General features: G+C 49.7%; 8 protein-coding genes. 7 read left to right on the top strand and 1 reads right to left on the bottom strand.

Going from position 1 to position 8,223, the window contains the following annotated elements:
• A partial coding sequence (locus ACTG33_RS14855; protein WP_439136007.1) for a cyclic nucleotide-binding domain-containing protein occupies nt 1–900 on the top strand: 900 nt, incomplete at its 5' end.
• Here ACTG33_RS14855 and ACTG33_RS14850 read toward each other — a convergent pair.
• Nucleotides 879–1,934, bottom strand: coding sequence for a DUF1853 family protein (locus ACTG33_RS14850; protein WP_439136006.1), 1,056 nt, complete (start codon nt 1,932–1,934; stop codon nt 879–881). The genes ACTG33_RS14855 and ACTG33_RS14850 overlap by 22 nt on opposite strands.
• Nucleotides 1,935–2,062: 128 nt before the next feature.
• Between ACTG33_RS14850 and ACTG33_RS14845 the strand changes: the two genes are divergently transcribed.
• The 6 genes from ACTG33_RS14845 to pepN form a co-directional block, all read left to right on the top strand.
• Nucleotides 2,063–2,944, top strand: coding sequence for an NAD(+) kinase (locus ACTG33_RS14845; protein WP_439136005.1), 882 nt, complete (start codon nt 2,063–2,065; stop codon nt 2,942–2,944).
• A gap of 21 nt (nt 2,945–2,965) precedes the next feature.
• Entirely contained in the window at nt 2,966–4,006 is a 1,041-nt protein-coding gene (locus tag ACTG33_RS14840; protein WP_439136004.1) for a metallophosphoesterase, read from the top strand.
• A 129-nt stretch (nt 4,007–4,135) separates the two neighbouring features.
• A complete protein-coding gene (locus ACTG33_RS14835; protein ID WP_439136003.1) occupies nt 4,136–5,047 on the top strand; it encodes a rhomboid family intramembrane serine protease in 912 nt (303 codons plus the stop codon).
• Between the two features lie 90 nt (nt 5,048–5,137).
• Nucleotides 5,138–5,401: a YeaC family protein gene (locus ACTG33_RS14830; protein ID WP_439136002.1), complete on the top strand. Its 264-nt coding sequence runs from the start codon at nt 5,138–5,140 to the stop codon at nt 5,399–5,401.
• A 6-nt stretch (nt 5,402–5,407) separates the two neighbouring features.
• Nucleotides 5,408–6,253 (top strand): DUF2797 domain-containing protein, encoded by an 846-nt coding sequence (locus tag ACTG33_RS14825; protein WP_439136001.1) that lies wholly within the window; start codon nt 5,408–5,410, stop codon nt 6,251–6,253.
• 51 nt (nt 6,254–6,304) lie between these two features.
• Nucleotides 6,305–8,223: aminopeptidase N (gene pepN / locus ACTG33_RS14820; protein WP_439136000.1), on the top strand; the 1,919-nt coding region annotated here is incomplete at its 3' end.

Here is an 8,223-nt window from a genome sequence, read left to right as displayed (position 1 = left end):
GGATCTGTCGAAAAACTTAAGGCCCAAACGGCTTTTACCCCTATTTACCCACAGCAACCACGTTCCCGACGTGCTGTTGCCGCTACAGATGTAACTCTTCTGAAAGTGGATCGAGAGCGTCAGGATGAACTACTGACCTGGAGTCAGGCTGCTGAACACCTGTTGGTTGACTTGGCGACACGCCGCGAGCTCGATGAAGACGCAGTGTGGCTGGATACCGTGCTGCGCTCGAACCTGTTCCTCAAAGTTCCCCCCACCAATGTCAGACACATTCTCAGGCATTTACAGACACGCATCGTCAACGAAGGGGAAGTTATTATTCGTCAGGGCGATGTAGGCGATTGCTGTTATTTCATCAAAGAAGGTGTTGCGGAAGTCACCCGGAACTCGCCGAATCAGCCATCTGCCACTCATGTCGCTGACATTTCAGAAGGGCGCTGCTTTGGAGAAGATGCTCTCATCCAGGAGACGGTTCGCAATGCGAATGTCATCATGAAATCCCAGGGTGTATTGCTGGTTCTCGACAAGCAGGAGTTTCTTCCACTGTTAAAAGAACCGTCAATTGAGACGTGTACCTTTAAGCAATTGGCTTCGGACTCCCCCAAAGTTATTCTTCTGGATGTTCGCAAGGAACCGGAATACAACCAGGGGCATTTGCCGGAAGCCGTTAATTTGCCACTACACCTGATGCACCTAAAACGCCGTGTGCTGGACGACTCCCAAACCTACGTCACCTGCTGCAATACAGGCTCCCGCGCCCGTGCGGCCTGCCAGTTTCTTAAAGATTTGGGGTACAAGGCTAAAGCATTGAACGATGGCCTTGATCACCTTCCTCAGGTATCAACCTGGAGCACTGAAGACTTTATTCTTAAAGACGGTCAGGTTGTAAGCGGCCATTGATCCGGAACAATAAACAGGCGTTTACACTCTTCCCAAGTCGACTCCACCTGCGTTAAGACAGCGATTTGAATCGGCTGTCGATAGCTCGAAAAGTGATCCGCCAAGCCTTTCAATATCGCGCTGTTATCGCCTAGCTCCCCATCATTATCTGGCTTTTTGTCGCAGTAAGTCACTGGGGCAAACCACTGGTTACGCCTCAGCAGCATCCAGTGTAGGTTTGACGCACGGTGTGAGTTTTTTTCTGATGACAAAATTTGCCCTATAGCTTGCGACACGACAGCAGACTCAAACTGACTGTGTGTCATCCAAATACCATGCTGGTGGTGAGGATTGATGTAAGGAGTACGGGTGGATAAGACTGCGCCCTGACTGGGCTCGGCAGTTACAGGTAAAAACAGCCTGCCTCTCATGATCAGCTGAATGTGCAGATGTTCATATGCCCAATGTTCTGGCAAAAAATCGGTGTTGTGAATCTCGTCATTGTTGAGGTGGTGCAGCTGACGATGATTCAATTGCTGCCATTTTAAATCCAGCCTATCGATCACGTTAGGGCCCACCCAGCTGAATTCGGTATTGGCGCGCTTGGCCTGTGGCAACCTGCTACTATCAATGCCAAGGTAAAATTTCACTGCCATTTCACTATGGCTCAGTCGTTGACTGTCCGGGTTCCAACAAAGCGCATCCAGCTCGCCCAGCGTTTTACCCTGGCTGGTGAGCTGAACGTTAAATCGGTGCTCGCAATCCGGCTGTCGGTTGCGCCACCAAAACTGCCAGTAGTATTCAAACTGAAACCCTAATCGGGTGGTGTGGTTACTGTTTATCCACTGGGTGAGGGCGGTTGGAGATTCGTCTAGTGATATCAGAAACTCCCAATCATCATCAGTCATGACAGGTTCATGGATATGGACTGCCGGGTTTGACGACCCATCGACGGGGTCAATCGGGTTTTGAACCAGCGATGGACTGAAAACACACCAGGCCAGATTGCGAACGAGCGGATGCGTCAACGCGGTCCACGGGGTATGGTTTCTCATTGGTTATGACATCTCAATGGTTATGACATCGTCTAAACATGATTGAGTATTTCTGATGACATGAGTATCCCTGACGACAATAGCCTAAACCGCTATAATAGCTAACTTTCTCTCTACAGAGCCGGAATATGTCGGAATTTAGTCGAATTGGTCTGGTTGGTCGTCCAGGCAGTGAAAACGCCTTAAGCACCCTTAAGCGCCTCATTCGCTATTTACAGTCCCGTGGGCTGGATATCGTCCTCGAAGAAGCCACTGCTAGCGGTTTACCTGGCCATCAGCTTGAAATTTCTGACAATGAGACGCTGGGCAAAACCTGTGATTTGGTCATTGTCGTGGGTGGCGATGGCAGTCTGCTGGGTGCCGCACGCTCCCTGTCCAAGTACAAGGTGCCTCTGCTAGGTGTTAACCGCGGACGCCTGGGCTTCCTCACCGACATCACGCCGGACGACATCGAAATCCGTGTCGCCGATGTGCTGGACGGCAAATATATGATGGAAACCCGTTTCCTGCTGGATGCTTCGGTTATTCGCAATGGCGCCCTGATTGGTGGTGGCGACGCCCTTAACGATGTCGTGATTCACCCGGGTCGCCTGATTCGAATGATTGAGTTCGAGCTCTATATTGATGGTCAATTTGTATACAGCCAAAGATCCGATGGCTTGATTATTTCTACTCCGACCGGCTCGACTGCCTACGCGCTGAGTGGAGGAGGGCCCATCATGCATCCGAAGCTGGACGCGATTGTGATTGTGCCAATGAATCCGCATACCTTAAGCAGCCGCCCAATTGTGGTTGACGGCAACAGCGAGATTAAGATCATTATCGGCGAAGAAAATTCCGCTTACCCCCATGTGACCTGTGATGGTCAAAACCATGTGGTCACCAACCCCGGTGATGAAATCCACATTCACAAAAAGCCTCACAAATTGCACCTCATTCATCCGCTGAACCATAACTTTTACGAAACCTGCCGCACCAAGTTGGGGTGGGGTAGCCACCTGGGCAATTGAGCCGGAGCTTCGAACACAGACATGATCAAGACTTCGGAAAGTCCCCACGCGGCCCCAGAAGATCCGGCAAATAATGACCCGGTAAAAGTCGATATTATTGGTGACGTTCACGGATGCTATAAACCTCTGCTTAAGCTATTACAGCGCCTGGGGTATAAGCCCGTGAACGGTGTGTATCAGCACCCGGAAAGACTCGCCGTGTTTGTGGGCGACCTGATTGATCGCGGCCCACACATCCGTGAAACCCTGGAGCTTGTCCACGATATGCATCAGGCGGGTAGAGCGCTTGTAGTTCTCGGAAACCACGAATACAACGCCATTCGTTTCAAGCAGGAAACCCTTGATTATCTGCTGGATCAAGAAACCCAAGGTATGCCAGCTCGTCTCAAAAAACTGATGAAAGAGACACTCGATCAGTTTCGCGACTTCCCGGAGCAATGGCAGAAATATACCGAGTGGTTTTCACAGTTGCCGCTGTTTATTGAAACGCCAACTTATCGGGTGGTTCACGCCTGTTGGGATGACACTTTGATTCAGGCCTATAAATCCCATTATCCGTTGCAAGGCATTACCCCGGAATTTATCCAGGCCTCTCGAGAGAAGGGCTCACTGGAAAGCCGTACAGTTGATCGCCTGACGCGGGGCACCAGTATGCCGCTGCCTGATGGTATGCAGCTGGAGAGTAAAGACGGGTTTATTCGCCGGTTTTTCCGCACTAAATTCTGGGAAGAAAGCCCTAAGACCTATGGCGACATTGTTTTTCAACCCGATCCTCTGCCTTACGATCTGGCGGACCATCCTATTCACAGCACCCACAAACAAAACTTGCTTCAATACGAAGCTGGCGCACCGCCAGTATTTTTTGGCCATTACTGGCTCAAGGGGCGCCCCAGACCACTGCAGCCGAACGTTGCCTGTCTGGATTACAGTGCCGTCAGTTTCGGTCGCTTAACGGCATACCGCTTTGATGGTGAGAAAGAACTGAGGGAAGACCGGTTTCAGTGGGTTTATGTCGACCGTGGAGACTCTACCGCTTCAGACACAGGAAAAGGCACGGAATGAACTCAAGACGTGTAAGAACGGTGTATGACGTTAATATAAAACCTTTTATGGCTGTATTTAAAACGATATCACTTCATTTAAAACCTGATTTAAAATGGTGTATGACTTTATGAGTCGGTGTGACGCAGTATGAGCTGGTATAAGGTGGATTTGTTCCCGCTCTCACTTGATCTGAGCCCCTTGCTGGTTCAGTTACAGCAAAAGGGTATCCTGTATCGAGTCACTGAAGAACCCAGAGGGCAGTGTTTGTGGCTGAGTAACGAATCGCAGGCTGGGCAGCTTCGCGGATTTATTCAGGAACATGGACTCGAAGGTATCGCTCCTGTCAGCATGGCAGAGGCTTCGAGCAATGCCGCAAGCCTACAGGGTGGCGAGCAGTTTATGACTCGCAAGCTGTTCGAATTCCAGCAGGCTTTAGGACGTTATCCCGTCACCCTGGGTGCTATTTTACTCGGGGTACTGGGCGCCTTACTGGTGCATTATGACCACGAGCTGACCTGGGTAAGCTGGTTAACCTTCCAGCCGATTCAGTTAATGGGTTCTCGATTAGGGCTGGCTTCCGTGACCGCCGGTCTGGAGTTGGGACAATACTGGCGACTGATCACACCCATTTTTTTGCATTTCGGGGTTTTTCACATACTGTTCAATGCGATGTGGGTCTGGGAATTTGGACGACGGATTGAAGTTGGATTGGGGAGTTTACAATTAACCGGCCTGATACTACTGATTGGCGTCATCAGCAATTTCGCTCAATACATTTGGGGTGGCCCATCCTTATTTGGTGGTCTCTCAGGCGTTCTTTACGGGCTGCTGGGATTCCTCTGGATATACAATTATTTTAAACCGCGCCCGGTTTTTACACTTCAGCCTGGCATCATTGGTTTTATGCTTGTCTGGGTCGTACTGGGAATGACTGGCGCGGTAGACTTTTTTATGGACGGCAGCATTGCCAATGCAGCCCATGTAGGTGGATTGATAGCCGGCATGATGTGTGCCGCTATTGCCGGCATATGGACAGCAGATAAAAAAGATGGCACGTAAAATAGCTTTTTAAACATAACGGCTATTTCACCTGACGTTACTAGAACTATCTAATTTAATGAGATGACAACCATTTAACGAGAAGTCCCGATGAATATTGAAGATCTTTTGAGCTCAATCACCCCAGAGGTGTACGAAAACCTGAAAACAGCGATTGAGCTGGGTAAGTGGGCTGATGGCCGAACTCTGACTCCCGAACAGAAAGAACACTGCATGCAGGCAGTCATAGCCTATGAGTTAAAACATGTGCCCGCCGAAGAAAGAACCGGCTATGTTCCACCTAAAAATCACAGCCACTGTGGCAGCGACGGAGAAGTGGCTGAACCAGAAGATAAACCCCTGAAGTGGCAGTAATTTTGTATGGATTTTGAACTTCTGGCGTCAGGTCATCTGGCCAAAATGAAAACCGATCACGCCCAACCGGTACGGTATACATTACCGCTGGGTGATAACCGGATTGAGTTATCACCCCTTATGGGAAAAACTATCCGCATTGAGTACAGTGGTGCAATCCATTGCCAACACTGCGGTCGTAAGACGAAAAAAAGCTTTAGTCAGGGATACTGCTATCCTTGTTTTAAGGCCCTGGCACAATGTGACAGCTGCATGATGAGCCCTGAAAAGTGCCACTACGATGCAGGAACCTGTCGCCAGCCGGAGTGGGGCGAAGAGTTCTGCATGACTGATCATATCGTCTATCTGGCTAACTCTTCGGGCATTAAAGTCGGCATTACCCGAATGTCTCAAGTGCCCACCCGCTGGATGGATCAGGGTGCCATTCAGGCATTGCCTATCTTTCGCGTCGCTACACGCCAGCAATCCGGCTTTGTAGAGGATCTTCTTCGCGAACAGGTGGCCGACAAAACCAACTGGCGAAAAATGCTCAAGGGTGACGTCGAATACCTCGATCTGGCTGCTATACGAGATGAAGTTTTAGACAATGCCTGGAATGACATAGTCGCGCTGCAAAAACGTTTTGGGCTGGCCGCGATTCAGGCTATCGACGATGGCGACGTGTACGAATTTGATTACCCCGTTGATGAATTCCCAACCAAGGTTACGACGCATAATCTGGATAAAACATCTACGGTGGAAGGGACATTAAAGGGCATCAAGGGACAATATCTGATCCTGGATACGGGTGTCATCAATATTCGCAAGTTTGGCGCGTACCATGTCGATTTCTACGCGCAAACCACGGTTTAATTAAACCCTCTATTGACACATTACCGCTTTAACACAGCTGAAGGGCAGGTTATGAAAGACGCACAACCTAAAAGTATCTATCTGAAAGATTACCAAAAACCAGACTTTTTAATTTCAAAAACCAACCTGCACTTTACGCTCGACCCCAACGCTACCGTAGTGAAATCTCGTCTGGAGATCCGTCGCAACACCGAGGCCAATACTCCATCCGCACCGCTGATTCTTCACGGCCAGGATCTGGATCTGGTTTCAATCCAGATTGACGGTAAATCGCTGACTGAAGCAGATTATCAAACGGGGGCTGAGACACTGACCATTGAGTCAGTCCCCAACGAGTTTGTGTTTGAGGCGGAAGTTAATATCAATCCTGAAGGCAACACCAGTCTGGAAGGTCTGTATAAATCCCGCACCATGTACTGCACTCAGTGTGAAGCCGAGGGCTTTCGCAAGATTACCTATTTCCTCGATCGGCCCGATGTATTAAGTGAGTTTACCACCACCATCGAGGCTAGCGAGTCTGAATTCCCAGTGCTTCTGTCTAACGGCAATTTGATTGACTCAGGCAAATCAGATTCAGGGATGCACTTTGCCACCTGGCATGATCCATTCAAAAAGCCTGCGTACCTATTTGCTCTTGTGGGCGGTACGCTGGAATTTATTGAAGACACCTTTACCACTCAAAGTGGCCGTGAAATCACGTTGCGCATTTTTGTCGAAAGCAAAGACCTCGACAAGTGCGACCACGCCATGCTCTCCCTGAAAAAGGCGATGCGCTGGGATGAAGAGGTTTATGGGCTGGAGTACGACCTCGACATATTTATGATTGTGGCGGTTGACGATTTCAATATGGGGGCCATGGAAAACAAAGGTCTGAACATCTTCAACACGTCCTGCGTGCTGGCTAAACCAGAAACTACCACCGATGCGGGCTTTCAGCGGGTAGAGGGTGTCGTCGCCCACGAATATTTCCACAACTGGTCCGGAAACCGAGTTACCTGTCGCGACTGGTTTCAGTTGAGTCTAAAAGAAGGTTTTACCGTATTTCGAGACTCTGAATTTTCTGCGGACATGAACTCCCGAACCGTGAAGCGTGTAGAGGACGTCAGCCTGCTTAGAACGCTACAGTTCGCGGAAGACGGCGGCCCAATGGCACACCCTGTTCGCCCGCCATCTTTTATCGAGATTTCTAACTTTTACACTCTGACAGTCTATGAAAAAGGCTGCGAAGTGGTACGTATGATCCACACTTTGCTGGGTCCAGAGGCTTTCCGTCAGGGCAGTGATCTGTACTTCAGTCGTCACGACGGCGAAGCTGCCACCATCGAAAACTTTGTCAAAGCAATGGAAGACGCATCTGGAAGGGATCTGACACAATTTACCCATTGGTACAGCCAGGCAGGCACACCGCGGATTCACGCCACAGACAATTATGATGAAGACAGTGGTACCTATTCTTTAACGCTGAAACAATCCTGTCCGACGACCCCGGAAGCTAAAGAAGAAGAGAAGCAAGCTTTCCACATTCCTGTGGCTATGGGTTTGTTGGGTGATGCGGGTAACCTCCCCCTGAAGCTACAGGGACAGCCCCTCAACGCAGACACCGATGACAATACCAATCTGGTGTTGGAACTCACTGAGTTTGAACAGACCTTCGTTTTTGAGGGCTTAAATGAAAAACCGACACCGGTTTTGTTGCGTGGCTTTTCTGCGCCAGTGAAGCTCACTTATGACTACACCCGTGAACAGCTCGTGGCCATCATGAGCCGAGATAGCGACGGTTTCAGTCGTTGGGATGCCTGTCAGAAACTGGCTGTCACCGTCATTGAAGACGTGATGACGGCTTATCGTGGTGATCAACAGTACACCATAGACAGTGCATTTATAGAGACCTGCCGCTCCATTCTCATTGATCATTCCTTGGATAAAGCCATGGTCGCGTTGATGCTGCAATTACCAACCGAAGCCTATCT

It is taken from the genome of Pseudomaricurvus sp. (assembly GCF_965662505.1).
Classification (GTDB): domain Bacteria; phylum Pseudomonadota; class Gammaproteobacteria; order Pseudomonadales; family Cellvibrionaceae; genus Pseudomaricurvus.
The sequence above is the reverse complement of the archived record's forward strand: the minus strand, read 5'-3'. Positions and strand labels throughout refer to the sequence as shown.